This is a genomic window from Microbacterium sp. 2MCAF23 (assembly GCF_052115565.1).
Classification (GTDB): Bacteria; Actinomycetota; Actinomycetes; order Actinomycetales; family Microbacteriaceae; genus Microbacterium.
On sequence record NZ_JBFRGY010000001.1, the window covers coordinates 214,498 to 240,022 of the forward strand.

Annotated in this window: 22 protein-coding genes; 10 read left to right on the forward strand and 12 right to left on the reverse strand. The window is 70.6% G+C overall.

Annotation, left to right across the window (positions count from 1 at the left end; translation table 11 throughout):
* Positions 1–15: 15 nt before the first annotated feature.
* The gene (locus AB4078_RS01055; protein WP_441975629.1) at positions 16–783 is read right to left on the reverse strand and encodes a siderophore-interacting protein; all 768 of its coding nucleotides are present in this window, start codon (positions 781–783) and stop codon (positions 16–18) included.
* 102 nt (positions 784–885) lie between these two features.
* Between AB4078_RS01055 and AB4078_RS01060 the strand changes: the two genes are divergently transcribed.
* From AB4078_RS01060 to AB4078_RS01075, 4 genes are all read left to right on the forward strand, one after another.
* On the forward strand, positions 886–1,884 hold the full coding sequence (locus AB4078_RS01060) for a siderophore ABC transporter substrate-binding protein (protein ID WP_441975630.1): 999 nt from the start codon (positions 886–888) through the stop codon (positions 1,882–1,884).
* Positions 1,885–1,903: 19 nt separating this feature from the next.
* Positions 1,904–2,911 (forward strand): ABC transporter permease, encoded by a 1,008-nt coding sequence (locus AB4078_RS01065; RefSeq protein WP_441975631.1) that lies wholly within the window; start codon positions 1,904–1,906, stop codon positions 2,909–2,911.
* Positions 2,912–2,939: 28 nt separating this feature from the next.
* The gene (locus tag AB4078_RS01070; protein WP_441975702.1) at positions 2,940–3,953 is read left to right on the forward strand and encodes an iron chelate uptake ABC transporter family permease subunit; all 1,014 of its coding nucleotides are present in this window, start codon (positions 2,940–2,942) and stop codon (positions 3,951–3,953) included.
* 170 nt (positions 3,954–4,123) lie between these two features.
* Positions 4,124–4,879: an iron ABC transporter ATP-binding protein gene (locus AB4078_RS01075; RefSeq protein WP_441975632.1), complete on the forward strand. Its 756-nt coding sequence runs from the start codon at positions 4,124–4,126 to the stop codon at positions 4,877–4,879.
* Between the two features lie 18 nt (positions 4,880–4,897).
* On the opposite strand, the gene AB4078_RS01080 is transcribed toward AB4078_RS01075, so the two are convergent.
* Both AB4078_RS01080 and AB4078_RS01085 read right to left on the reverse strand, forming a co-directional pair.
* The gene (locus AB4078_RS01080; protein WP_441975633.1) at positions 4,898–5,845 is read right to left on the reverse strand and encodes a DNA-3-methyladenine glycosylase family protein; all 948 of its coding nucleotides are present in this window, start codon (positions 5,843–5,845) and stop codon (positions 4,898–4,900) included.
* 103 nt (positions 5,846–5,948) lie between these two features.
* Positions 5,949–6,671 carry a winged helix-turn-helix domain-containing protein gene (locus tag AB4078_RS01085; protein WP_440734855.1) on the reverse strand — a complete coding sequence of 241 codons (723 nt, stop codon included), beginning with the start codon at positions 6,669–6,671 and terminating at the stop codon, positions 5,949–5,951.
* A gap of 329 nt (positions 6,672–7,000) precedes the next feature.
* On the opposite strand from AB4078_RS01085, the gene AB4078_RS01090 reads away from it, so the two are divergent.
* The 3 genes from AB4078_RS01090 to AB4078_RS01100 all read left to right on the forward strand — a co-directional run bounded on the left by AB4078_RS01090 (position 7,001) and on the right by AB4078_RS01100 (position 11,617).
* Positions 7,001–7,309 carry a GNAT family N-acetyltransferase gene (locus tag AB4078_RS01090; protein WP_441975634.1) on the forward strand — a complete coding sequence of 103 codons (309 nt, stop codon included), beginning with the start codon at positions 7,001–7,003 and terminating at the stop codon, positions 7,307–7,309.
* Positions 7,310–7,439: 130 nt separating this feature from the next.
* Complete coding sequence (locus tag AB4078_RS01095) at positions 7,440–8,612, forward strand: exonuclease SbcCD subunit D (protein ID WP_441975635.1); 1,173 nt, start codon at positions 7,440–7,442, stop codon at positions 8,610–8,612.
* Positions 8,612–11,617: an AAA family ATPase gene (locus tag AB4078_RS01100; RefSeq protein WP_441975636.1), complete on the forward strand. Its 3,006-nt coding sequence runs from the start codon at positions 8,612–8,614 to the stop codon at positions 11,615–11,617. Before AB4078_RS01095 ends, AB4078_RS01100 begins: the two co-directional genes overlap by 1 nt.
* A 39-nt stretch (positions 11,618–11,656) precedes the next feature.
* On the opposite strand, the gene AB4078_RS01105 is transcribed toward AB4078_RS01100, so the two are convergent.
* The 4 genes from AB4078_RS01105 to AB4078_RS01120 form a co-directional block, all read right to left on the reverse strand.
* Entirely contained in the window at positions 11,657–12,811 is a 1,155-nt protein-coding gene (locus tag AB4078_RS01105) for a thiolase family protein (RefSeq protein WP_441975637.1), read from the reverse strand.
* Positions 12,812–12,863: 52 nt separating this feature from the next.
* Positions 12,864–14,684, reverse strand: a complete 1,821-nt coding sequence (gene glmS / locus AB4078_RS01110; RefSeq protein ID WP_440734860.1) for a glutamine--fructose-6-phosphate transaminase (isomerizing) — start codon at positions 14,682–14,684, stop codon at positions 12,864–12,866.
* Positions 14,685–14,757: 73 nt separating this feature from the next.
* Positions 14,758–15,018 carry a hypothetical protein gene (locus tag AB4078_RS01115; RefSeq protein ID WP_441975638.1) on the reverse strand — a complete coding sequence of 87 codons (261 nt, stop codon included), beginning with the start codon at positions 15,016–15,018 and terminating at the stop codon, positions 14,758–14,760.
* Positions 15,019–15,185: 167 nt separating this feature from the next.
* Positions 15,186–16,358 (reverse strand): acyl-CoA dehydrogenase family protein, encoded by a 1,173-nt coding sequence (locus tag AB4078_RS01120; RefSeq protein WP_441975639.1) that lies wholly within the window; start codon positions 16,356–16,358, stop codon positions 15,186–15,188.
* An 88-nt stretch (positions 16,359–16,446) separates the two neighbouring features.
* Here AB4078_RS01120 and AB4078_RS01125 point away from each other — a divergent pair, with 88 nt between their 5' ends.
* Positions 16,447–17,025 carry a TetR/AcrR family transcriptional regulator gene (locus AB4078_RS01125; protein ID WP_440734863.1) on the forward strand — a complete coding sequence of 193 codons (579 nt, stop codon included), beginning with the start codon at positions 16,447–16,449 and terminating at the stop codon, positions 17,023–17,025.
* A gap of 16 nt (positions 17,026–17,041) precedes the next feature.
* Here AB4078_RS01125 and AB4078_RS01130 read toward each other — a convergent pair whose 3' ends face one another.
* Positions 17,042–17,650, reverse strand: a complete 609-nt coding sequence (locus tag AB4078_RS01130) for a TetR/AcrR family transcriptional regulator (RefSeq protein WP_440734864.1) — start codon at positions 17,648–17,650, stop codon at positions 17,042–17,044.
* Positions 17,651–17,818: 168 nt separating this feature from the next.
* Between AB4078_RS01130 and AB4078_RS01135 the strand changes: the two genes are divergently transcribed.
* Both AB4078_RS01135 and AB4078_RS01140 read left to right on the forward strand, forming a co-directional pair.
* Positions 17,819–19,291, forward strand: a complete 1,473-nt coding sequence (locus AB4078_RS01135) for an APC family permease (RefSeq protein ID WP_441975640.1) — start codon at positions 17,819–17,821, stop codon at positions 19,289–19,291.
* Positions 19,288–20,421, forward strand: coding sequence for a DmpA family aminopeptidase (locus tag AB4078_RS01140; protein WP_441975641.1), 1,134 nt, complete (start codon positions 19,288–19,290; stop codon positions 20,419–20,421). The genes AB4078_RS01135 and AB4078_RS01140 overlap by 4 nt, the downstream gene beginning before the upstream one ends.
* 44 nt (positions 20,422–20,465) lie before the next feature.
* Here AB4078_RS01140 and AB4078_RS01145 read toward each other — a convergent pair whose 3' ends face one another.
* Genes AB4078_RS01145 through AB4078_RS01160 form a run of 4 tightly spaced genes read right to left on the reverse strand, consistent with a single transcriptional unit; the run spans position 20,466 to position 25,454 of the window.
* Positions 20,466–21,281 (reverse strand): HpcH/HpaI aldolase/citrate lyase family protein, encoded by an 816-nt coding sequence (locus tag AB4078_RS01145; RefSeq protein WP_441975642.1) that lies wholly within the window; start codon positions 21,279–21,281, stop codon positions 20,466–20,468.
* Positions 21,278–21,763, reverse strand: coding sequence for a MaoC family dehydratase (locus AB4078_RS01150; protein WP_441975643.1), 486 nt, complete (start codon positions 21,761–21,763; stop codon positions 21,278–21,280). Before AB4078_RS01150 ends, AB4078_RS01145 begins: the two co-directional genes overlap by 4 nt.
* The gene (locus AB4078_RS01155) at positions 21,760–23,823 is read right to left on the reverse strand and encodes an ATP-binding protein (protein ID WP_441975644.1); all 2,064 of its coding nucleotides are present in this window, start codon (positions 23,821–23,823) and stop codon (positions 21,760–21,762) included. The genes AB4078_RS01150 and AB4078_RS01155 overlap by 4 nt, the downstream gene beginning before the upstream one ends.
* Before the next feature lie 5 nt (positions 23,824–23,828).
* Positions 23,829–25,454 (reverse strand): carboxyl transferase domain-containing protein, encoded by a 1,626-nt coding sequence (locus AB4078_RS01160; RefSeq protein ID WP_441975645.1) that lies wholly within the window; start codon positions 25,452–25,454, stop codon positions 23,829–23,831.
* Positions 25,455–25,525 lie beyond the last annotated feature (71 nt).

A 25,525-nucleotide genomic window follows, 5' to 3' on the forward strand; every position in this document is an offset into this window, starting at 1 on the left:
GAACCGCGCCCTGGCTCAGTGCGGGGCGTGGTACTCGGCCTCGCCGCGCTTCCAGTAGCCCTTCACGACGGCGTGGGCCGTGTCGACACCCCAGCGTGCGAGGAGGGCGCGGCCCGGCTTCACGATCGACGATTCCGCCGCGACGAAGACGAGCGGGGCCTCACCCGGGCGATCGTCCGCACTGAGCGACTCCAGGAAGGCGACGAGGGCGGATCCGGCCGGAGCGTCGCCGCGATGGATCCACTCGACCGGCACGGGTGCGTCGAGAGCCAATTCATGCTCGGCGCCACGCACCTCGATCGCGATGCGGGCGGGGGTGCCGGCGGGGATCTGCGCGGCGAAGCGGCGGATCGCCGGGATCGCGGTCTCATCTCCGGCGAGGAGCCAGCCGTCGGGCTCGCCATCCAGCACCATCGAGCCACGCGGACCGCCGACGCCCACCGTCGAGCCCAGGGGAGCGCTCGCCGCCCAGGGGGCCGCGACGCCCTCGTCGCCGTGCACCGCGAACTCGACGTCGAGCCAGTCCTCGCCCCATGCGAGCGGCGTGTACTCACGACTCGGGGCCGCCCGCAGCTCTTCGACCGATTCGGTCGGACCGTCAGCGAAGAACAGCCGCATGTGGTCGTCGGCGCCCAGGGAATCGAAGCCGGCGAGATCGGATCCGGTCAGCCGCACGCGCACGAAATCGGGTGCGATCCACTCGCGGGAGGAGAGGGTCAGCGTGCGGAAGCGCAGCTCGAGCCGGCGTCGCCCCAGGGCGAAGCCGGATTTCGCGTTGTTCATAAGGTAAGGCTAACCTGTGTACGGCCTCGGTCGAAGTTAGGTAACCCTAACCCGGTGGACCGGTGGTCAACACAGCACATCCCGCAGAACAGGAGCATCTCCATGTCCGTGCCTAGGATCCTCACCGCAACCACGCTCGGCCTCGTCGCCGCCGTCGCCCTCGCCGGCTGCGCCTCCGGCCCCGCCGCGACCCCCACGGAAAGCGCGACCGCCCGCACGAGCACCGTGACCATCGAGGACAACAACGGGGAGCACACGATCTCGACGCCCCCGGCCTCGGTCGTCGCCACCGACAACCGCACGTTCCAGACGCTCGCCGACTGGGGAATCCCGGTTAAGGCGGCTGCGGTGTCGCTCATGCCGGGGACCGTGTCGTACGTCAAGGATAAGAGCATCATCGATCTCGGCACCCACATGGAGCCCGACCTCGAGTCGGTCGTCGCCGTGGCCCCCGACCTCATCGTGAACGGTCAGCGCTTCACCCAGCACCACGACAAGCTGGCCGCGCTCGTTCCCGATGCGACCATCCTCGAGCTCGACCCGCGCGACGGGCAGCCCTTCGACGCCGAGCTGAAGCGCCAGGTCACCGTGCTCGGCGAGGTCTTCGGCAAGCAGAAGGACGCGAAGAAGCTCGTCTCCGACTTCGAGGCGGCGGTGGACCGCGCCAAGAAGGCCTATGACGGATCAGGCGTGATGGCCGTCACCACCTCCGGTGGGAAGATCGGCTACCTCGCGCCGACCGTCGGCCGCACGCTCGGCCCGGTGTTCGACCTCCTCGGACTGAAGCCCGCGCTGACCGTTGAGGGCGCCGACGACAATCACAAGGGCGATGACATCTCGGTCGAGGCCATCGCGGCCTCGAACCCGTCCTGGATCCTGGTGATGGATCGCGATGCGGTGTTCGCGAAGGACGACCCCTCCTACGTGCAGGCCGCGGACATTCTGGAGAAGAACCAGGCGCTGGCCTCCGTCAGCGCGATCCAGCAGAAGCATGTCGTCTACATGCCCTCAGACACCTACCTCAACGAGGGCATCCAGACGTACACGACCTTCCTCAACTCCTTCGCGGACGCCCTCGAGAAGAGCGCGAAGAAGAGCTGACGCCCCAGCGCATCCGGCCATGACCACCCGGCTCACCCGCCTCGCCCCGGGCAGCGCCTCCGCTGCTGCCCGGGGCAGGGCGCGGCTCTTCGATCCCGCTCTGCTCGTCGGCGTTCTCATCGTCGCGGGCCTCCTCGTGCTGTCGCTGTTCGTCGGTGTCTACGACGTGACCGGATCCGCGGATGGGGCGGAGATGTTCGCGATCACGCGCATCCCGCGAACGACTGCGCTCGTGCTCTCCGGGGCTGCGATGGCGATGGCGGGCCTGGTCATGCAGATGCTGACGCAGAACCGCTTCGTCGAACCGACCACCACCGGCACGACGGAGTGGGCAGGACTCGGTCTGCTCGCCGTCTCCATCCTCGTACCGCATCCGAGCATCCCGTTGCGGATGCTCGGTGCCGTGCTGTGCGCCTTCGTCGGAACCCTGGTGTTCTTCGCGTTCCTGCGGCGGGTGTCGCTGCGCTCCTCGCTGATCGTCCCGATCGTCGGCATCATGCTGGGCGCGGTGGTCGGATCCGTCTCGACCTACCTCGCCCTCGCGACCAACACGCTGCAGACCCTCGGGGTGTGGTTCGCCGGGAGCTTCACCTCGGTGCTGCGCGGGCAGTACGAGCTGCTCTGGATCGTCGCGGTCGTCGGGGTGATCGTCTTCATCGTCGCCGACCGGTTCACCATCGCGGGGCTCGGCGAGGAGATCGCCACGAACGCCGGCCTGAATCACGGCAGGGTCGTCCTGCTCGGAACCGTGCTCATCGCCGCGACCACGGGCGTGGTGACGGTGGTCGTCGGCAACCTGCCCTTCGTGGGACTGATCGTGCCGAACCTGGTGTCGATGATCCGCGGCGATGACCTGCGGAGCAACCTGCCCTGGGTGTGCCTGCTCGGCGTGGGCCTGGTCACGGTGTGCGACCTCATCGGACGCACCATCATCATGCCGTTCGAGGTGCCGGTGTCGCTCGTGCTGGGCCTCGTCGGGGCGGCGGTGTTCATCGTGCTGATTCTGAGGCAGCGTCCCCGTGGCTGAGGTGCTGAACTACGCGCAGGTGCCCGCGATGCCGGCGACCGAGCGCTCATCCGGCGCGTTCCCGACGGGCCGTGCCCGGCGACGATACGTCCTCGTGATCGCCGTACTGACCGTGCTCGCGGCGGCAGCGCTGATCGGGCTGCTCGTGCACGGCAACCCCGTGCCGTTCGGCACCGACGGCTTCTGGCGTGTCGTGCAGCTGCGGGTCACGAGCGTCCTGGTGATCCTCGTGGTCGCCATCGCTCACGCCACCGCGACCGTGGCGTTCCAGACGGCGGCGAACAACCGGATCGTGACCCCGTCGATCATGGGGTTCGAGTCGCTCTACACGGCGATCCAGACCACGGCGGTGTTCCTGCTCGGAGCCGCCGGCGTCACCGCGCTGCAAGGAGTGCCGCAGTTCGCGCTGCAGATCGTGCTGATGACGGGGTTCGCCGTGGCGCTCTACGGCTGGCTGCTGTCCGGACGGCGCGGCAGCATGCACGTGATGCTGCTCATCGGGATCGTGATCGGCGGAGGGCTCGGCGCCGTGTCCACGTTCATGCAGCGACTGCTCACCCCGAGCGAGTTCGACGTGCTCGCTGCACGCCTGTTCGGCAGCGTCGCGAACGCCGACGCCTCCTATCTGCCGCTCGCGATCCCGCTGTGCCTGGCCGCATCAACGCTCCTGTTCCTGCGCGCGCGCCGCCTGAACGTGCTGGCGCTCGGATCCGACGCCGCGAACGCGCTCGGCGTCGATCACCGTCGGGAGCAGCTGCGCGTGCTGCTGCTCGTCGCGGTGCTCTCGGCGACGTCGACCGCGCTGGTCGGGCCGATGACGTTCCTCGGCTTCCTCGTCGCGACCCTCGCCTATCAGCTGGCCGACACGCACGAGCACCGGCTCGTCCTGCCCGTGGCGGTGCTCACCGCGATCGCGGTGCTGGGCGGCGCGTACTTCGTGATGAAGCACGTCTTCGCGGCGCAGGGCGCCGTCTCCATCATCATCGAGCTGGTCGGCGGATCCGTCTTCCTGCTCGTCCTGCTCAGGAAGGGACGTCTATGAACGCCAACGACAGATCCGCGAGACTCCAACTCCGCGACGAGACTGCGGTCCGGGAGCGCAGTCTCGTCGCCCAGATGAAGTCTCGCGGTCAGGGGGAGAGGGCCGGGAGTGGGGCCGGGGCCGGGAGCCGGAGCGGGGGCGTGGGGCGAGGCGGAGTTTCCATCGTGGGGGTGCGCAAGCGGTACGGCGGCAGGGCGGGGCTGGGCGACGAGGTGTCGATCGGTCCGGTCGACCTGGAGATCCCCGCCGAGGGCGTGACGGCGCTGATCGGCCCGAACGGCGCCGGCAAGTCGACGCTGCTCACCATGATCGGGCGACTGCTCGGAATGGACCACGGATCCATCCGGATCTCCGGCTTCGATGTCGGGACCACGAAGTCGAAGGATTTGGCCACGGTGGTCTCGATCCTGCGCCAGGAGAACCACTTCGTCACGCGGCTCACCGTGCGCCAGTTGGTCGGGTTCGGGCGGTTCCCGCATTCGCGCGGTCGGCTCACGCGCGCGGATGAGGAGGTGGTGAGCCGTGCGATCGACTTCCTCGAGCTGGGGGAGCTGGAGAAGCGCTACCTCGACGAGCTCTCCGGCGGGCAGCGGCAGCGCGCGTACGTCGCGATGGTGCTCGCGCAGGACACCGGCACGGTGCTGCTGGACGAGCCGCTCAACAACCTCGACATGAAGCATGCGGTGCGCATGATGCGGCATCTGCAGCGGATCTCGGGCGAGCTCGGCAAGAGCGTCGTCGTGGTGCTGCACGACATCAACTTCGCCGCGCGCTACGCCGACCGGATCTGCGTGATGAAGGACGGCGCGGTGGTCGCCTTCGGTCCGGTCGCCGAGATCATGCGCGGCGACGTGCTCACCGAGGTGTTCGAGACGCCCGTCACCGTGATCGACGGTCCGGACGGTCCGCTCGCCGTCTGGCACTAGCCGTCGCGCGACGTGCGCTCACCGCTTCCGGTGGTCCTCCGGGGCCAGGCGCGGGCCGCGTCGGGGCTCCAGGGCGCCGCTCATCCGGATGAGTCGCACCACGCGCTGGCGATGCCCCGCCCAGGGTTCGAGGAGCTCGAGCATGCCCGCATCGTCGGTGCGGTGGCCGGTGAGGGCGAAGCCGACCTCGTGCGGGAGGTGGTAGTCGCCGACGCTCACCGCGTCGGGGTCGCCGAGGGCGCGGATCCGTGTTTCTGCGGCCGTCCACAATCCGACGCCCGGAAGGCTCGTGAGTGCCCTGTCGCGCGTGGCGCCGTCTGCGGCCGCATGCACCGCGCGCTCTATCGCGATGGCGCGCTCGGCCGCACGGACGATCGTGCGGGACTGCGGCGGCTCGACGCCGGCGCGGTGCCACGCCCACGACGGGATGCGACGCCAGACGGTGGCATCGGGGGCGACGGACATCGGGCGCGGGGCGGGGCCGGGAGCGGCGTCGCCGAAGCGCGTGACGAGCGAGCGCCAGGCGCCGTACGCCTGCAGGCCGGTGACCTTCTGCTCGAGCACGACGCCGGCGAGGGCGTCGAAGACCGCACCCGTGCGTGTCAGGCGAACGCCGGGGTGTCGCTGTGCGGTCGCCGCGAGCAGTGGGTGGGAGGACGGGTCGAACCCGTCGGGGTCGTCGTGCGCGCCGCAGAGCGCGGGAACGAGGTCGAGGGCGGCATCGGCGCCGGGGCCCCAGGCGCTCGCCCGCACCTCACCCGACCCCGTGCGCAGCGCGAGCGTCGCGATGCCGGCGTCGGTGCGCAGCGCGAGCCAGAGCACCGCGCCGTCGTGCGCGACCGTGGGGTCGCGCGGCCCGCGGCCCAGGATGCCGACCGTGGCGTGCAGATCGAGCGGTCGCCCCGGCCGATACGCACTCTCGCGCATCGGCCACGCGCGTGGCGCGGGATCCGCGGCGAGGGTCATGGGAACACCCTAGATCCGTCCGCCGACAGCGGGATTCAGGATCCGATTCACACGGATCCGATTCACACGGATCCGATTCACACGGCGCGAACCGGAGAAGCGCTCAGAACCGGTCGGGGGAGGGCGTGCCGACTCCGTAGCGGATGACGACGTCGGCGTGGCGGTCGAAGCGGTAGCCGACGCCGCGCACGGTGCGCACGATGTCCTCGTAGCGGCCGAGCTTGGCGCGCAGGCGCCGCACGTGCACATCGATCGTGCGCTCGCCGGGGGCCTCCTCGTCGGAGGTCTGCCACAGGGCGCCCACGAGCTCGCTGCGCTCGATGGTCGAACCCTCGCGCAGCACGAGGTACTGCAGCAGCTCGAACTCCTTGTACGTGAACGCGGCGGAGTCGCCGTCGATCAGCACGCGCTTGCGGGAGATGTCGACCACGACGCCGCCGCCGTCTTCCGGCTCGCGCTCCTCGGCCTCGGCCTTGGAGCGGGCGATGGCGCCGGGCTCGTGCAGAGCGAGGCGCACGACGTCGAGGTCGCGGCCGCCGGTGCCCTGCGGGGCGAGGGCGACGGTGGCGTGGGTCTCGGCGTCGGGGGCGAGCTCGGCGAGCGTGCGGCGCAGGGCGTCGACGAGCAGCGGCAGGCTCACGCCGTTCGTGGCGGCCTTGAGCTCGTCGATGCCGACGTAGAGGGCGAAGCCGCGGGGCGACCGCGCCGGCGGCGCGTCGACGGCAGGAGCCGGTGCATCGATCTGAGTGCGCGGCACGGCGTGCAGACGGGGTGCGGCGACGGGGGAGACGGTGACGGGACGCTCGAGGAGGGCGGTGTTCGACATGATGATGGGTCCTTGAAAGGAGGGAGTCGGTCGACGACTCGGAAGGTGTTGCGAATGACCGGCGAGCCGGAGGGGTAGAGCACGCGGATGGGTGCTCGGAGACTCAGCTCGCGAAGATCACGACGAGCGAGTCAGACGGAGTGCTGTGGCTTCAGCGACACATTCGGCAACACATACCAACGCAACCGGGCATCATCATCCCGGTCGTCCCGTTCGCCTCCTGGGCGGACAAGGGGCGTGCGTTGGTGGTCATGGGCCCGATTATTACCGAAGGTGACCTCCCGTGTCAAAACGGACCCGGTCGAACAATTCGGGCGTAGCGTGAAACCGTGGGGAATTCTGCAGGCCCGGATCGATTCGTACTCACTCGCGAAGAGGATGCGTCGCGCTACACGCTGACGCGCGGCGGCGTCCTGGTGAGCGTGCTCGACTATCACGACGACGGACGCACGATGGCGCTGACGAGGGCCTTCACCATCCCGTCTTTCCGCGGATCCGGCTACGCCGCCAGGGTCGTGGCGGGTGCCGTCGAGGACATCGCGGCGCGCGGGGATCGGCGCATCGACGCGGTCTGCTGGTACGTCGCCGACTGGTTCGACGCGCACCCCGAGCGGGCCGGTCTGCTGCGCGTGCGCTGAGCCTTATCGTCAGGCGCGCCGAGTGTGACGTTCTGTTACGCGCGGACAAGACCGTCCGGCAGGTCCTCTCCGGCCGGGTCTCCGGCACGCCTCGGCGGCAATGTCGGACCCCATCCGTAGCGTTGAGGGCATGAAGATCCTGCACACCTCGGACTGGCACATCGGCCGGACCTTCCACGGGCACTCCACCCTGGAAGCGCTCGCCGAGGTGCTCGCCGCCCTGGTCGTGCAGGTGCAGGAGAACGGCGTCGACGTGGTCGTCGTCGCCGGCGACGTGTTCGACTCCGCCACCCCGGCCGCTCCCGCCTACACGCTGCTCACCGACACCCTCGTCGCGCTGCACGCGACGGGTGCCCGCGTGATCGTCACGAGCGGCAACCACGACTCGGCGGCCCGGCTGGGCTTCCAGGCACGTCTGCTGCGCGAGGGGATCCACGTCGTCACGGATCCGCGCAGCATCGGCGAGCCGATCACGATCGAAGACGCCGACGGTCCGGTCCATTTCTTCGGGATTCCCTACCTCGAGCCCGCCATCGTGCGGCAGCATGCCGTGTTCTCCGGCGACGCCGAGGGGCGCCCGCTGCGCACCCAGGCGCAGACGCTTGCGCACGCCATGGGGCTCGTCCGGGCCGGGATGGCCGAGCATCCGGGGCGCGCCGTCGTGATCGCGCACTGCTTCGCCGCCGGCGTCGACGCGACGGTCGGTCTCGAGCGCGAGATCCGGCAGGGCGGCATCGACATGGTGCCGGTGTCCGTGTTCGACGGCGCCGACTACGTCGCGCTCGGGCACATCCATGGGCGTCAGGCGCTCACCGAGCGCGTCCGCTACGCGGGTGCGCCCCTGCACTACAGCTTCGGCGAGCAGCACAAGCCCCGCGGATCCTGGCTCATCGACCTGGCGGCCGACGGCAGGGTTGATGCGCAGTGGCTGGAGCTGCCCGTGCCGCGCCGGCTCGTGACCCTGACCGGGCCCCTGGACGAGATCCTCTCGGCCGAGAACGTCGCAGCGCACCACGACGACTGGGTGTGCGCGGTCTACACCGATGATCTGCCGCAGACCGAGCCGATGCGGCGCCTGCGCGAGAAGTACCCGTTCTGCGCACTCGTGCAGCACGAGCCCGCGCGCACGTCTGCGGTCGAGGAGCGTTCCTACAGCGAGCGGCTGGGCACCGCCGCGACCGACGAGGAGCGCATCGACGCCTTCCTCGCGCATGTGCGGGACGGCGCGGGGGCGACCGCACGCGAGCAGGAGCTGATCCGTGAAGTGCTCGACGACCGCGCGCTGGCGGAAGCCCTCGTCTAGTGCAGCTGCATCGACTCGAGATCGAGGGGTTCGGCCCGTTCCTGCGGCGGCAGACGATCGACTTCGACGCATTCGCCGACGACGGCCTCTTCCTCATCGGCGGTCGCACCGGCGCGGGCAAGTCGAGCATCCTCGATGCCGTGTGCTTCGGGCTCTACGGCAACGTGCCGCGCTACGAGGGCGGCGAGAAGCGCCTGCGCAGTGACCACTGCGAGCCCGCGGATCCGACCGAGGTGGTCGTCGAGTTCAGCACCGTCGCCGGCCGATTCAGGGTCACGCGATCGCCCGAGTATCAGCGCCCGGCGAAGCGCGGCGGCGGGCTGACCAAGCAGGCGTCCGCCGCGGCGCTGGACGAGCTCGTCGGCGGGAACTGGATCGGCCGGGCTGCGCGGGAGGTCGACGTCGCGCACGAGCTGGATGAGATCCTGCAGCTGAACCTGCAGCAGTTCCTGCAGGTGATCCTGCTCGCGCAGGGGCGCTTCGCACGATTCCTGCTCGCGGACAGCAGGGAGCGCCAATCTCTGCTGCGCCGGCTCTTCGGCACCGGCCGGTTCGAGGACTACCAGGCCCGCTTCGACGAGCGCCGCCGCGCGTCGGAGCAGGCGCTGGGCGCGGGACGCGCGACCGTGATGGCCCGCGTCGAGCAGGCCGAGCAGCTCGTCGCCGAGAACGACCTGCACGGGGCCAGCGCCGGTGCCGAGACGGTGCCGGCCGACGCCGACGCCTCGGTCGACGCACGTCTCGACGCGCTGCACCGGGCAGGAGCGCGGGCGGACTACCGCTCCGAGCAGCGCCGCCAGGAACGCGACCTGGCCGAGGCGGCGCATCGCGCCGCGACCACCGCGCTCGCCGCGGCGCGAGAGGAACGCCAGGCGCAGACGGAGCGGGATCGCGCGCGCGCCGCGCTCGCCGCGCTCGACGCCGAAGCTCTCCGGATCGCCGCCGATCGTCGCACCCTGGACGATGCCAGGGCCGCCGAAGCCCTCCGGCACGTGCTGCGCACGGCGGAGCGCACCGCGGCCGCGGCCACGGCTGCCACCGCGGTGGCCACCGAGGCCGAAGCGGCATGGCGAGGGATCGCCGCGGGCGATGATCAGGCGCCGGACGGCTCCTCCGCGGAAGCACTGCGGACGTGGGCATCCGACCTCATCCGGGCCAGCGGCGCCTGGCAGCAGGCTGCCGCGACCGAGGGGCAGCTCGCCGGCCATGAGGCGGCGGTGAAGACCGCCCTGAGCGAGCAGGCGGCCGCGGCAGCGGACCGCGCGATCCACGAATCGGAGCGCGCCGCTCTGCCTGCCGCGATCGATGCCCTGACCGCGGAGCGCGACGATCTGCGCCGACGAGCCGATCGTGCCGCGGACCTCGAGACCGCCGTGGCATCGGCGGCGGTGCGGCTCGAGGGCGCCAGGGACGCTGCGGCACGCACCCAGGAGCGGAGTGCGGTCGAGCGGACGGTCGCCGACCGCGAGCAGGAGGCTGCAGCCGCCTTCGCGCGTGCTGCGGATCTGCGCCGCCGCCGCGACGCGGGGATGGCCGGTGAGCTCGCCGAGGCCCTGATTCCGGGCGAGGCCTGCAGTGTGTGCGGATCCACCGAGCACCCGGCGCCGGCCGCGCATGCGGATCCGGTCTCGGCGGACGATGTGGCCGAGGCCACGGACGCGCGGGAGCGCGCCACCGAGCTCGTGCGCGCGGCCACGAGGGCACTGGCTGCGCTGGATGCCGAGCTGGCTGCCGCGGCCGTACGCGCCGACGGGCGCACGGTCGAGACCGCCGAGGCGGAACTCGTCGCTGCGCGCGCGGAGCAGGACGCCGCTTCGGCCGCGCAGACGGCGGCCGCGGAGGCGGAGCAGCGCCTCGCCGAGCTGCGGGGCAAGGGCGTCCGTCTCGACGCGACGATCGCCGATCTGTCCGCCCGTCACGCCGAGGCGAGCGAGCGCGTGGTGCTCGCGCGGCAGGTTCTCGCCACGGCGCAGGAGTCCGTTGCCCAGGCGCGTGGTGCGTTCGACAGCGTCGCCGCGCGGATCGACGATGCGGCGGTCCGGATCTCCGCCGCGAATGCGCTCGCCACGGCGCTGGACGAGAGTGAGGCCCGCGCCGAGTCCGCAGCTGCCGCGCTCGCAGAGCAGCAGGAGGCGCTGACCGCGTCGCCGTTCGACGATGCGACCGCGGCCGGAGCCGCGCTGCGCAGCCCGGCCGATCAGGTCGGGCTCGAGGAGCGGATCGCCGCACATGCCGCGGAGCGCACCAAGGAACGTGCGATCCTCCTCGATCTCGAACTGCGCACCCTCCCTGACGAGCCGATCGACCTCGCTCCCCACGAATCCGCCGAATCCACCGCGCGCATCGCGTGGACGGCCGCCGTCGACGCCGCCAGCCGGGCCGACGCGATCGCCGCTCAACTCCGAGCCCTCCTCGAGACGGCGGCGGCCGAGCATTCCCGCGGTGCGGCGGCCGCCGCGGACCACGAGGTGCTGCAACAGCTCGCCGATGCCGTGGCCGGCCGTGGGGCGAACACCTATCGGATGAACCTCGAGACCTTCGTGCTCGCGGCCGAGCTCGAGGAGATCGTCGCCGCGGCGAATCTGCGCCTCGCGGACATGTCATCGGGCCGCTACCAGCTGCAGCACAGCGACGCCAGGGCCGCACGCGGGGCCGCCTCCGGTCTCGGGATCGTCGTGTTCGATGCGTTCACCGGCCAGACTCGGCCCGCGCAGTCGCTCTCCGGCGGGGAGACGTTCCTCGGCTCGCTCGCGCTCGCGCTCGGCCTCGCCGAAGTCGTCACCGCTCGTGCCGGCGGCATCCAGCTCGACACCCTGTTCATCGACGAGGGCTTCGGATCCCTCGACGGCGAGACGCTCGACGTGGCGATGCGCACTCTGGACGAACTGCGCGCAGGTGGCCGCACGGTCGGCGTCATCAGTCACGTCGAGGCGATGAAGGAGCAGATCCCCGCCCAGATCACGGTCCGCGCGACCCCCGACGGCCCGAGCGTGATCGAGCCCTGACGGGCGGGCGTGTGTCCGAATCGTGGAGGCCGAGCGCCGTCAGATCAGTTCGTACACCGTCGCGTTCGCCATGCCGCCGCCCTCGCACATCGTCTGCAGGCCGTAGCGGATCCCCTTCTGCTGCATGTGGTGCAGCAGGGTCGTGGCCAGGCGTGCGCCCGATCCGCCCAGCGGATGCCCCAGGGCGATCGCCCCTCCGCGCGGGTTGACGAGGTCGGGATCCGCGCCGGTCTCGGCGAGCCAGGCGAGCACGACCGGGGCGAAGGCCTCGTTGACCTCGAAGGCGCCGATGTCGGCGATGTCGAGGCCGGCGCGCTTCAGCACCTTCGCCGTGGCCGGGATGGGACCTGTGAGCATGAGGATCGGATCCGAGCCCACGACCGCGACGCTGTGCACGCGCGCGATCGGGGTGAGCCCGAGCTCCGCCGCCCGCGCGCTCGTCATCATGAGCACGGCGGCCGCGCCGTCGGAGATCTGGGAGGCGCTGCCGGCCGTCACCACACCGCCGGAGAGGAACGGCGTCGGCAGGGTCGCCAGGCGTTCGACGGTCGAGTCGGGCCGGATCCCCTGATCAGTGGTCACGACACCTGCGGCGGTGGGGACGGGAACGATCTCATCGGCGAACAAGCCGGAAGCGGTCGCGGACGCGGCGCGCTGATGCGAGCGCACCGCGAACTCGTCCAGCTCGGCGCGGGTCAGGCCCCACTTCTGCGCGATGAGCTCGGCGCCGACGCCCTGGTTGCCCAGATCCGGGAAACGCTCGTGCATGAGCGGGCCGTAGGGATCCGCGCCGGCGACGCTGGAGAACATCGGCACGCGCGACATGACCTCGACCCCGCCCGCCACCACGATGTCCGCGTAGCCCGCGATGATCGCCGCGGCGGCGCTCTGAATCGCCTGCTGCGACGAGCCGCACTGCCGGTCGATGGTCATCCCCGGCACATGCTCGGGCAGCCCCGCGGCGAGAGCGGCGTTGCGGCCCACGTTGAACGACTGCTCGCCCACCTGCGACACGCACCCCCACAGCACATCGTCGACGAGGGCGGGATCCACACCGGTGTCCGCCAGCACGGCCCGGATGGGATGCGTGGAGAGATCGACCGGGTGGACGCCGCTGAAGACGCCGCGTTCGGGCTTGCCGATGCCGACCGCCGTGCGGCGGGCGGCGACGATGACGGCGTCTCTGCTGCTCATGAAACCATTGTCTCTCTGCCGGGCAGGCCGGGCGCGTGCGGCGGTCCCGCGATCACTCCACGGTCACCGACTTCGCCAGGTTTCGGGGCTTGTCGACGTCGTGCCCGAGCCGGACCGCAGCGAAGTATGCGAGCAGCTGCGTCGGGATGGTCAGCAGGATCGGATCCAGCTCCGGCTCGTTCTTGGGCACGACGATCGTGCGGGCGTCGAGGTGCGCGAGATCGACTCCGGCATGGGTGATCGCGATGAGTGGCCCCTTGCGCGCGAGGATCTGCTCCGCGGCTCCGAGGTTGCGGTCGGTCAGCTCGTCCTCGGGGATGAGTGCGACCGTCGGCATGTCGGGGTCGATCAGTGCGAGAGGACCGTGCTTGAGCTCGCTCGTCTGGTAGGCCTCCGCGTGGATGTAGCTGATCTCCTTGAGCTTCTGCGCGCCCTCCCTCGCCACGGGGAACCCGCGCACGCGACCGATGTAGAACGCGCTCTTGGCCTTCGCGATGTCCTCGGCGACGTCCGCGATCGGATCCGCATTCTCGAGGATGTCCCGGATCTGCTCGGGGATGCGCTGCAGACCGCGCAGGATGCGCTGTCCGTCGGCGTGCGACAGGTCGTGCAGACGGCCCAGGTGCAGCGCCAGCAGGGCGAACGAGAGGGCCATGTTGGTGAGCGCCTTGGTGGAGGCGACGGAGATCTCCGGCCCCGCGTGCAGGTAGATCCCGCCGTCGACCGTGCGGGCGATCGTCGAGCCGACCACGTTGACGACGCCGATGACGCGGCCGCCCTTGCGCTTGATCTCCTCGACGGCGAAGGCGGTGTCGGCGGTCTCGCCGCTCTGGCTCACCGCGACGTACAGCGTGTCCGACTCGATGATGGGCTGGCGGTAGCGGAACTCGGATGCGGCTTCCGCGTCCGCGGGGATGCGCGCCAGGTCTTCGATGAGCTGCGCGCCGAGCTGGCCCACGTAGTAGGCGGATCCGCAGCCGAGGATCTTGATCCGCCGGAAGCCGCGGAGCTCCCGCGGATCCAGTCCGAGTCCGTCCAGGCGGGCAGTGGCGAACCGCTCGTCCAGCCGGCCGCGCAGGACCATCGCGGCGGCGTCGGGCTGCTCGTGGATCTCCTTGAGCATGTAGTGCTGGTAGCCGCTGAGCTCGAGGTCCTCCGCGGCGACGCTGATCTCGACGGGCTCCGAGCTGGTCGGGGTGTTGCCGCGGTCGAAGGTGCGGAAGCCGGTCGCGGTCACGGTCGCCAGCTCGCCGTCGTTCAGGTGCACGACCCGGTCGGTGTGCCGCACGAGCGCGGCCACGTCGCTGGCGACGAGCATCTCCTTGTCGCCGATGCCGATGATCAGGGGGGATCCGCTGCGCGCCAGGACGATCCGCTCGGGGTGCTGCTCATCGAGCACCGCGAGGGCGTAAGTGCCGGTGATCCGCCCGAGCGCGGAGAGCACGGCCTCCTCGAGGGTCGCCGCCTCCGACTGCGCGATGAGGTGCGCGATGACCTCGGTGTCGGTGTCGCTCGTGAGCGGGACGCCTGCCTCGGCCAACTGCGATCGGAGGGCGGCCGCGTTGTCGATGATCCCGTTGTGCACGACGCTGATCCGGCCGTCCTGGCTGCGCTGGGGGTGCGCGTTCTGCTCGATGGCGGGGCCGTGCGTCGCCCAGCGCGTGTGGCCGATCCCGACCGTGCCGGTCAGCCGCTTCGGCAGGGCGGCCTCGAGCTCGCGCACACGGCCCACGCGGCGGATCGCCGTGGTGCCCTTGCTGCCGAGGACGGCGACGCCGGCCGAGTCGTAGCCGCGGTACTCGAGGCGGGTGAGGCCTTCGACGAGGACGGGGGCGGCGGCCTGGTGGCCGATGTATCCGACGATTCCGCACATGGTGGGCTCCTCAGAGGTCGATGGTGGATGGAGATCCGTGGGGGATGAACGGGGCGGGCTGGGCGGGCGGTGCTCAGCCGTACACGATGCGGCGCAGCTGCCGCTCGGACAGGTCCGGGGCCGCGACGCGACGCCCCCGCAGCTCCGCGGCGATGAGGGCGAACGCCTCGGCGTTGCGCGTGCCGTAGAGCTGCAGTTCACTGTGGCGGCGCCGCACGAAGGCCTCGACCGGCTCGTCGTACCAGGCGAGCACGTCGTCGACGACCCGCGCGGCGACGCTCGCCGGCAGACCGGTCGACGCCGAGATCCGGTGGATCAGGTCATCGTCGGTCATGACACGAGTATGCGGATCCGACTCGCCGAATGACAAGAATCTGCCCGAATTCGGGCAGATCTCGTCGGTTGTCGGGCCGATCCGCCCGACGCCTGTCAATTCGAAGCGCGCAAATGGCTGGATCTACCTCCGGATGCAGCCATTTGCGCGCTTCGAAACGAAAGTTCTCAGAGTCCGAGGCTGCGGGCGATCAGCATGAGCTGCACCTCGGTGGTGCCTTCGCCGACCTCGAGGATCTTCGAGTCGCGGTAGTGCCGGGCCACGCGGTACTCGTTCATGAAGCCGTTGCCGCCGAACACCTGGGTGGCGTCACGAGCATTGTCCATCGCCGCATCGCTCGCGGTGAGCTTGGCGATCGCCGCCTCCTGCTTGAACGGCTTGCCCGCGAGCATGAGCGCGGCTGCGTGGTAGTAGGCGCGACGGGCGACCTGGGCGCGCGCCTCCATGCGGGCGATCTTGAACGCGATGGCCTGATGCCCGCCGATGTGCGTGCCGAAGGCCTGACGCTCCTTCGCATAGCGGACGGCGTCGTCGACGCAGCCCTGCGCGGCGCCGACCGCGAGGGCCGCGATCGCGATGCGTCCCTCATCCAGGATCCGCAGGAAGTTCGCGTAGCCGCGCCCGCGCTCGCCGAGCAGGTTGCCGGCGGGCACGCGCACGTCGTCGAACGACAGTCCGTGGGTGTCCGAGGCGTTCCAGCCGACCTTGTCGTACGGCGGCGCGACGGTGAAGCCCGGCGTGCCCGAGGGCACGATGATCGTCGAGATCTCCTTGCCCCGCTCGGTCTCGCCGGTCACGGCCGTGACGGTCACGAACGCGGTGATGTCGGTGCCGGAGTTGGTGATGAACTGCTTCGAGCCGTTGATCACCCATTCGTCTGCGCCTGAACCAGCGGTGTCGAGGCGCGCGGTGGTGCGGGTGCGGCCGGCGTCGCTGCCCGCGTCCGGCTCGGTGAGGCCGAAGCCCCCGAGAGTCGTGCCGGCGGCGAGCGAGGGCAGCCAGCGCTGTCTCTGCTCCTCGGTGCCGAAGCGGAAGATCGGCATGGCGCCGAGCGAGACGCCGGCCTCGAGGGTGATGGCGACGCTCTGATCGACCTTGGCGAGTTCCTCCAGCGCCAGGCAGAGCGCGAAGTAGTCGCCGCCCATGCCGCCGTACTCCTCGGGGAACGGCAGGCCGAACAGGCCCAGCCCGGCCATGCCGGCGACCACTTCGTAGGGGAAACTGTGCTCCCGGTCGTGCTGGGCGGAGACGGGAGCGACCACCTGCTCGGCGAAATCGCGGACGGTCGCGGACAGCTCGCGGTACTCCTCGGGGAGTTCGGACGGGATCGCCTCGGACACGCTGATCAGCTCCTCAGTGAACGATCGGTAACTGAAACAAATGTTAGCGCGCGTTCACTCGACTGTCCAGGATCGCTATCCTTACGGGATGACCACCGCGAGGGCGCAGGGGAAGGCACGGACGAGGCAGCTGTTCCTCGACGCCGCCGCCCGGCTCTTCGCCGACCGCGGGTTCCACGCGGTCTCGATCGGCGAGCTCGGCACCGCGGTCGGGGTCAGCGGGCCCGCTCTGTACCGGCATTTCCCGAGCAAGGAGGCGATGCTCGAGGAGATCCTGCTCGGCACCAGCGAGTTCCTGCTGCGCGGCGGATCCGAGATCGCCGGCGCACTGCACTCGTCCGATCGGGCACTGCTGGATGACCTGATCGACTTCCACCTCACGTTCGCCCTGGCGCACCGGGATGTGATCCGGGTGCAGGACCGCGAGCTCGGCACGCTGCCGAAGGCCGCGAACCGTCAGGTGCGCAAGCTGCAGCGCCAGTACCTCGACCTGTGGGCCGAGGTCGTCGGGCGCATCCGGCCCGAGCTCGAGAAGGCCGACCGCCAGGTGATGATGCACGCGGTGTTCGGGTTGCTGAACTCCACCGCGCACAACTCCGTCGCCGGATCCGTGCACGAGCGCGCGATCCTCGCGGCGGCCGCCCGGTGCGTTCTCGTCGGAGGGTGAGCCCCGCCGTTCAGGGTCACAGGGACAGCTCGGAGCAGCCGGTCACGATGCGGGCGTAGCCGAGGACGAGCTCGCGCGCGCGACGGGGGCTCGCCGAGCGGTTGCCGCTGATGATGTGCAGCTCGTAGGCGTCCTCGAGGGAGACGAAGTTCTGCGCGAGGTCGATGATGGGGCCGGCGAGTCGGAAGTGCCCTTGCGCGACGCCGAGCTGCAATGCGGCGAAGTACAGCGCGACCTGTCGGTCGTAAAGCGCCTGCAGCAATGGACCCATCGTGGCGCTGCCTCTGCGGAACAGGTCGATGTCGTGCATGGCGATGACGAGCGCGTCGTCCTCGCTCTTCGGGATGCCCGCGTCGATCATCGCGACGAGCTGCTCCCGCGCATCCGGGATGTCGGCGAGGGCCTGCAGGCGCGTCGTGTAGAACCGCTCGCACGCCCACGTGTAGACATCGTCGATGAGCTGATCGAGGTCGTTGAAGTGGTAGTGCACGGTGCCGGTCGACACCCCGGCCCGTTCGGCGACGTCCTGGACGCGCAGGTTCGCGATCCCGCGGTCGCGGATCGCATCGAGCGTCGCCAGGATCAGCTGGTCGCGACGCTCCGGCGTCTTCTTCGCGCTAGCCATGCGCCCATCCTCTCAGGGTGGGGAGTCGTCCCGCGGATCCGATCGAGATCCTCTCCGAATGTTACGAGTTTGATTCGTGAGTCAAAAGTTCGCGGCCAACCGTTGACTTAACAGGAATCCTACTTTTGACTGGGCAATCAAATAACCCATTCGAGGAAGGGCTCGACGATGAGCGACGGATTGCAGGAAGAGCTCGGCGAGGCGGCCGGCGCGCTGGGGGCGAAGGCTCCAGGGGTCGTGCCCGACGCGGGGAAGTACGAACAGCAGCTCTCCCGGGGGCTGACCTTCAAGGAGAACATCCTGATCACGCTCTCGGCGGTGACGCCCGCGTCGAGCGTGTTCATCATCGTGCCTGCGATCATCAACGGCATCGGCGGGGCGTCGGCCCTCGCCTTCCTGATCGGCGCTCTCGTCGGCGTCTTCGTCGCGCTCTGCTATGCCGAGCTGTCCAGCGCCTTCCCGATCACCGGCGGCGAGTACGCGTTCGTGGCGCGCACGCTCGGCAAGCCCTGGGGCTTCGGGCTGTTCCTGCTGAACCTGGTCAGCGGCGTGCTCATCATCGGCGTGATCGCTTCGGGGGCGGGCCAGTACCTCGGGGTGCTCTCGGAGGCTCTCGGGGGCGGGTGGGTCGGGATCGTGGTGATCCTGGTGACCACCGTGATCGCCTGCCTCGGGATCAGGACCAATGCGTGGGTCACCGGCGTCTTCCTGATCCTGGAGATCGGCGCGCTGGTGGTGCTCACAGTGGTGGGCTTCCTGCACGTGAGTCAGCCGATCTCCACGCTGTGGACGGTGGCCACGAGCGGGCCGGGAGGCGTGCTCGTGAGCACCTCCGCCGGCCTCGTGGTCTCCTACACGGCGACCGCCCTGTTCGCCTTCAACGGCTACGGCGCCGCGGTGTACTACGCGGAGGAGACCAAGAACGCCCGCTCCACGATCGGTCGCGCGATCCTGTGGTCGCTGCTCATCGCCGTGGTCGCGGAGATCGTCCCCACGATCGCCGTGCTGCTGGGCTCGAAGGACCTCGCGGCCCTCGTCGCTTCTCCCTCGCCGATGACGCAGTTCCTCACCGAGCGTGCGGGGCCGGTCGTCAACACCCTGGTCAGCGTCGGGATCGCCGTCGCCGTGATCAACGCGGTGCTCGCGATCATCCTGCAGTTCGGCCGCACCCTGTTCTCCTCGGCACGCGACCGCTCCTGGCCCGACGCGATCAACCGCCCGCTGGGCCGGATCCATCCGACGCTGCGCACCCCGGTCATCGCGACGATCATCGTCGGCGTGATCGCCGCGCTCTGCCTGTGGCTGGTCCCATTCAACGTCCTGCTCGTCGCCACCAGCGCCGGGATTGTGATCCTCTACGCCTTGGTCGGTCTCGCCGCGTTCGTCGGCCGGATCAACCACACGACCGACGCCGCCGAGTACCGGATGCCGATGTGGCCGGTCGCGCCGATCCTGATGACGCTCGCAACCCTCGTGATCCTGGTGATGAGCCTGATCGCCGACTGGATCCCGGTCGCGGTCGCCGTCGGGATCTTCGCCCTCGGCATGCTCTACTACGCGCTCTACCTGCGCGGGAAGCCGGATCGCTGGACGCTGCCGCTGCCCGCGGACGAGGAGCTCGAGGACGAGGTGCGCGGATGAGCCGGGCACGCGCGCGGGATCTCGGGCTGGTGCGCGGGGGGATCCCTGGTGCGCACAATGCGATCACCGACGTGCCGGGCGTCGAAGTCGGGTACACCACTCTCATCGAGGACGGCGAGGCCGTCGTCGTCCGCACCGGCGTCACGGCGATCCTGCCGCGCGGCCGCGCCGGCGCCGGAACTCCTGTCGCAGCCGGAGTGCATTCACTGAACGGCAACGGGGAGATGACCGGATCCGTGTGGATCGCGGAGTCGGGAAGCCTCGGCACCCCGGTTCTCATCACCAATACGCACTCCGTCGGAGCCGCGCATGAGGGCGCCATCCGCTGGATGCTCGACACGGTTCCGGGCGCGGCGGATCAATGGCTCCTGCCGGTCGTGGCGGAGACCTGGGACGGACGCCTGAACGACATCAACGGTCTGCATGTGCGGCCCCGGCACGCCGTCGCGGCGCTGGACGCCGCCCGGTCAGGGGTCGTCGACGAGGGAGCCGTCGGCGGAGGCACCGGCATGATCTGCTACGGATTCAAGGGTGGATCCGGGACGGCCTCGCGCCGGGTCGTGCTGGGAGATGCCGAGTACACGGTCGGCGTCTTCCTGCAGGCGAACTTCGGCGAGATGTCGGAGCTGACGGTGCGCGGGGAGCCGGTGGGTTCGGTGCTCAAGAACGAGGTGGCCGCGGAATCGGGCGACGTCGCATCGTCCGCGGCGGGATCGGCGACGCCGCCGCAGGGCGCCGGCAGCGTGATCGTGGTCGTGGCGACGGATGCGCCGCTGCTGCCCGGACAATGCACGGCGCTGGCGCGGAGAGTCTCTCTCGGCCTCGCGCGCACGGGGACCGCGGGATCGCATTTCTCGGGCGACATCTTCCTCGCCTTCTCGACGGCGAATCCGGGTGCGCTCGCCAGCCGCTTCCCGGCGGAGGGCGAGGAGGTCGTGCTGGACGAGGTGCGCGCCGTGCCCTGGGGGCGGATGGATCCGCTCTACACGGCGGTGGTCGAGGCGACGGAGGAGGCGGTGCTCAACGTTCTGGTCGCGGGGGAGGACATGGCCGGGCACCGGCAGAGCGTGCGAGGACTGCCGATCGAGCGGGTGCGCGAGCTGCTCGAGGAACGGGCGCTGACGAGATAGGGGCGAGGTCGGGGTCGACGGTGGGCGATGCTCGGGCGCGGCGATTAGCGCCCGAGGATCGCCCTGGCCTGCCGCAGTACGGGCTCGTCGACCATGCGGCCTTCGAACCGGAACACCCCCGGCTGTCCTTCTGCTTCGGCGAGCACGCGCTCGGCCCAGTCGCGCTCGGCCGGGGTGGCGGCATAGCCCTCGCGGATCACGGCGACCTGGCTCGGGTGGATGCACGCGGTGGCGTCGAAGCCGCTCGCCGCGGCATCGAGAACCTCGGCGCGCAGACCGTCGACGTCGGCGATGTCGAGGTGAACGGAGTCGATCGCGGCCTTCCCGAACGCCTTCGCGGCCAGCAGCACGCGAGAGCGCGCGAGGCGTGCGACGTCTCGATAGCGGCCCGCGTGGGCGCCCGCGGTGAACCGGCTCGAGCGTCCTCCCATGCTCGCGACGAGATCCTCCGCGCCCCACATGAGCCCGATCGTCGCGGGGTGCGCGGCGATCTCCTCGGCGTGGACGACACCGCGCGCGGTCTCGCACAGCGCCAGCACGCGGTGCCCCGCAGCATGCGGGGCGTCGAGGTCGGCGGCGGACTCGGCCTTGGCCAGCATCACCGTGCGGTACACGGTGCCGGCGAGGGCGGCGAGGTCGAGCGCGTGATCGGGGGTGTCCGCCGGGTTCACCCGCACGATCGTGCGCCGCGGATCCAGGCCCGCGGCGGCGAGGCGCACACGGGCGGCGGGCTTGTCCGCGGGGGCGACCGCGTCCTCCAGGTCGAGGATCACGGAGTCGGCGGCGGCGAGGGCCTTCGCGTACCGGTCGTCGCGGTCCGCGGGGCAGAACAGCAGTGCGGGGCCCTGCAGCGCGCTCATCGCGCGGCCTCCGCGGGAAGGCACTGCATGAGGGTGGACCGCGTTGCGAGGGCGACCACCGTGCCGTCCTGATTGCGCCCGGTGTGCGCGAACTGAACGACGCCCTGCCCGGGGCGCGACGACGACAGCCGCTTCGACACGATCAGCGTCTCGGCGTAGAGGGTGTCGCCGATGCGCACCGGCGCGGGGAAGGACACGTCGGAGAAGCCGAGGTTCGCGACGATCGTGCCCATCGTGAGCTGCGCGACGGAGAGCCCCACGAGCGTGGACAGGGTGAACATGCTGTTCACGAGCCGCTCGCCGAACTCGGTTCCGGCGCTCCACGCCGCGTCCAGATGGAGGGCCTGGGTGTTCATGGTCAAGGTCGTGAAGAGCACGTTGTCGGCCTCGGTCACGGTGCGCCCCGGGCGGTGCAGGTAGACCGCGCCCTCCTCGAACTCCTCGAAGTAGAGTCCCCGCTGCTCGATGCGCTTCCCCGTCATTCCGCGACCTCCTCGACATCGGTCCCCGAACCGGCACCCGGTTCGGTCCCTGAGCTTGCCGAAGGGTCCGGAGTGATCACGGCCAGGGTCTGCCCTCGGGCCACCGTGTCGCCTTGCGCGACGTGGACGGCGACCGTGCCCGCCACCCCGGCGCGCAGCACGTGCTCCATCTTCATCGCCTCGACCACGAGCACCGGATCGCCCTCCGCGACGTGCGCGCCGTCGGCGGCGTGCACGAGCACGACCGTCCCGGGCATGGGGGAGTCCAGATGCGGGCGGTTCTCCGCCGCCGTCGCACCCGCATGCGAGACCCGCTCCACGGCGACCTCGAACACTGCACCGCTGTGCGCGATGGCAACCCGGCCGGATTCGATCTCGAGCGCGGCGACCGTCCGCGTCATGCCATCGATCGTGATCGTGCGGTGCGAGGCTCCCTCGGCGCGCGAGGCGGCGGCCACCGGACCGGATCCGTCGACCTCGACCGACAGGCGGGATCCGGATCCCGTCACGCGCACTTCGGCACGGTGCTCGCCGCAGACCAGTCGGTAGCGACGCGGGGCGGGAACGCCGAGGCGCCAGCCATCGCGGCGAGTCCACGGGCCGGACACCGTCGCGGCCTCGGAGCGCGGCGCGGCATCGAACAGCAGCGCCGCCTCGGCGAACACGCGTGCGCCGGCCTCGGCGAAGGCGAGATCGTCGAAGCGGCGGGCGATGAGGTCCGTGTCGAGGTCGCCGGCGACCACCTCGGGAAGCTCGAGCAGCGCCCGCACGAACTCCACGTTCGTCGGGAAGCCGAACACCGCTGTCCCGTCGAGCGCTCGCACCAGTCGGCGGCGGGCCTCGTCACGATCCGCGCCGTGCGCGATGATCTTCGCGAGCATCGGGTCGTAGTCGATCGAGACGTCCAGGCCGTCGGCGATCGCCGTGTCGACCCTGATCCCCTCGCCCTCGGGGTGGATCACGCGCCCCACACGGCCGCCCGTCGGTAGGAAGCCGGAGGCCGGATCCTCGGCGTACACGCGCGCCTCGATGCTGTGCCCCCGCAGCACGACATCCTCCTGCCCGAAACCGAGCGGAGCACCGGCGGCGATGAGCAGCTGCTGCTCCACGAGGTCGAGCCCGGTGACCTGCTCGGTCACGGGGTGCTCGACCTGCAGACGCGTGTTCATCTCCATGAAGAAGAACTCGTCCGGCTTCGCCGCCTCGACGATGAACTCCACGGTTCCGGCGCCGCGGTAGTCCACGCTCCGGGCGGTCTCGCACGCGGCCACGCCGATCGCCGCGCGCGTGGACTCGTCGAGCAGCGGGGACGGAGCCTCCTCGATCACCTTCTGGTGCCGGCGCTGCAGCGAGCACTCGCGCTCGCCGAGGTGCACGACGTTGCCGTGCGCGTCCGCGAGGATCTGCACCTCGATGTGCCGCGGGGTGGCGAGGTAGCGCTCCAGGAACAGCGCGTCGTCGCCGAAGCTCGCGGCGGCCTCGCGCCGAGCGGCGGCGATCGCGTCGGCCAGGTGCGCCTCGTCCGTGACCACGTGCATGCCCTTGCCGCCGCCGCCCGCCGAGGGCTTGATCAGCAGCGGGTAGCCGATCCCTCCGGCGGCGGCGATGAGGTCGGCATCGGTGAGGCCGGGGCGTGCAACCCCCGGAACCGTGGGCACGTCGCGCTCCGCGACGGCCAGCTTGGCCGTGATCTTGTCGCCCATGGTGCGGATCGCGGCGGCGGTGGGGCCGATGAATACGATCCCGGCGTCGGCGCACGCCTGCGCGAAGGCGGCGTTCTCGGCGAGGAACCCGTAGCCGGGGTGGATCGCCTGCGCGCCGGTCGCCCTGGCGGCGTCCAGCACGGCGTCGATGTTCAGGTAGCTCTGCGCCGCGGGTGCGGGGCCGATCCGCACGGCGACGTCGGCGAGGGCGACGTGGCGGGAGCCCGCGTCGGCGTCGCTGTAGACGGCGACCGAGCGGATCCCCAGACGGCGCAGCGTCGCGATGACGCGGCAGGCGATCTCGCCGCGGTTGGCGATGAGGACGGTGTCGAACACGTAAGGCTCAGTGCGGTGCATCTCACTCACATCCGGAAGACGCCGTATTGCCGGCTTGCCGCTGCGCCGGCGGCCGGCTGGTCGGTCGAAGGGGCCCGCATCACGACGTCGAGCGCGAGGCCGAGCACATCGCGGGTCTGGCCGGGCTCGATGATCCCGTCGTCCCACAGTCGGGCGGTGGAGTAGTAGGGGCTGCCCTGCTCGTCGTACGCCGCCCGGATCGGGGCCTGGAACTCGGCCTCTTCCTCGGCCGACCAGGATCCGCCCGCCGCCTCGATCTGGTCGCGTCGCACGGTCGACAGCACCGACGCGGCCTGCGGTCCGCCCATGACCGAGACCCTGGCGCCCGGCCAGAGCCAGAGGAACCGCGGCGAGTACGCCCTTCCGCACATCGAGTAGGTTCCGGCGCCGAAGGATCCGCCTACGACGACGGTGAGCTTGGGCACCGTCGCGGTCGCGACGGCGTTCACCATCTTCGCGCCGTGCTTGGCGATGCCGTTCGCCTCGTACTCGCGACCGACCATGAAGCCGGTGATGTTCTGCAGGAACAGCAGCGGGGTGCGGCGCTGCTCGCAGAGCTGGATGAAGTGCGCACCCTTGAGCGCCGACTCCCCGAACAGCACGCCGTTGTTGGCGATGATCCCGACCCGGTGGCCGTGGATGTGCGCGAACGCGGTCACCAGGGTGGTGCCGTACTCGGTCTTGAACTCGGTGAACGCGCCGCCGTCGACGATGCCGCGGATGATCTCGCGCGCGTCATAGGGCACGGTCAGCTCGACCGGGACCACGTCGAGCAGGTCGACGACGGGAGGATCCGCGACCGCGGCGGTCGGATCTGCCCGGTCCCTGAGCCTGTCGAAGGGCTCCGGCGACGGCGGCAGCGTCGCCACGATGTCCCGGACGATCTGCAGCGCATGCTCGTCGTTCTCCGCGAGGTGGTCGGCGACGCCCGAGACCCGGGTGTGCACCTCGCCGCCGCCGAGGTCCTCCGCGGTGACGACCTCGCCGGTCGCCGCCTTCACGAGCGGGGGGCCGCCGAGGAAGATCGTGCCCTGATTGCGCACGATCACCGTCTCATCGCTCATCGCCGGCACGTAAGCGCCGCCGGCCGTGCTCGACCCCATCACGGCGGCGATCTGGGGGATCCCGTCCCGCGACATCCTGGCCTGGTTGTAGAAGATGCGCCCGAAATGATCGCGATCGGGGAACACCTCGTCCTGCATCGGCAGGAAGGCGCCGCCCGAGTCGACGAGGTAGATGCAGGGCAGCCGGTTCTCCGCCGCGATCTCCTGCGCGCGCAGGTGCTTCTTCACGGTGATCGGGTAGTAGGTGCCGCCCTTGACCGTGGCGTCGTTCGCGACGACCATGACGTGCCGCCCGTGCACGAGCCCGATCCCGGCGACCACGCCGCCCGAGGGGGCGTCACCGCCGTACAGACCGTAGCCGGCGAGCGGTGCGACCTCCAGGAACGGGCTGCCGGTGTCGAGCAGGTGATCGATCCGGTCCCGGGCGAGCAGCTTGCCGCGCTCGGTGTGGCGGAGGCGGCTCTTCTCCGGTCCGCCCAGGGCGGCTTCGGCGCGCCGGGCGCGCAGCTCGTCGACGAGCTCGCGGTAGGTCGGCGCACCGATGCTCGGCGCGGTTGATTCGGACACGGCACCCTCCGTTGGGCGACTTCGCAGCGGTCGTGGACTCGTGATTCAGATTAGCGAGCGTTAACTGAAAT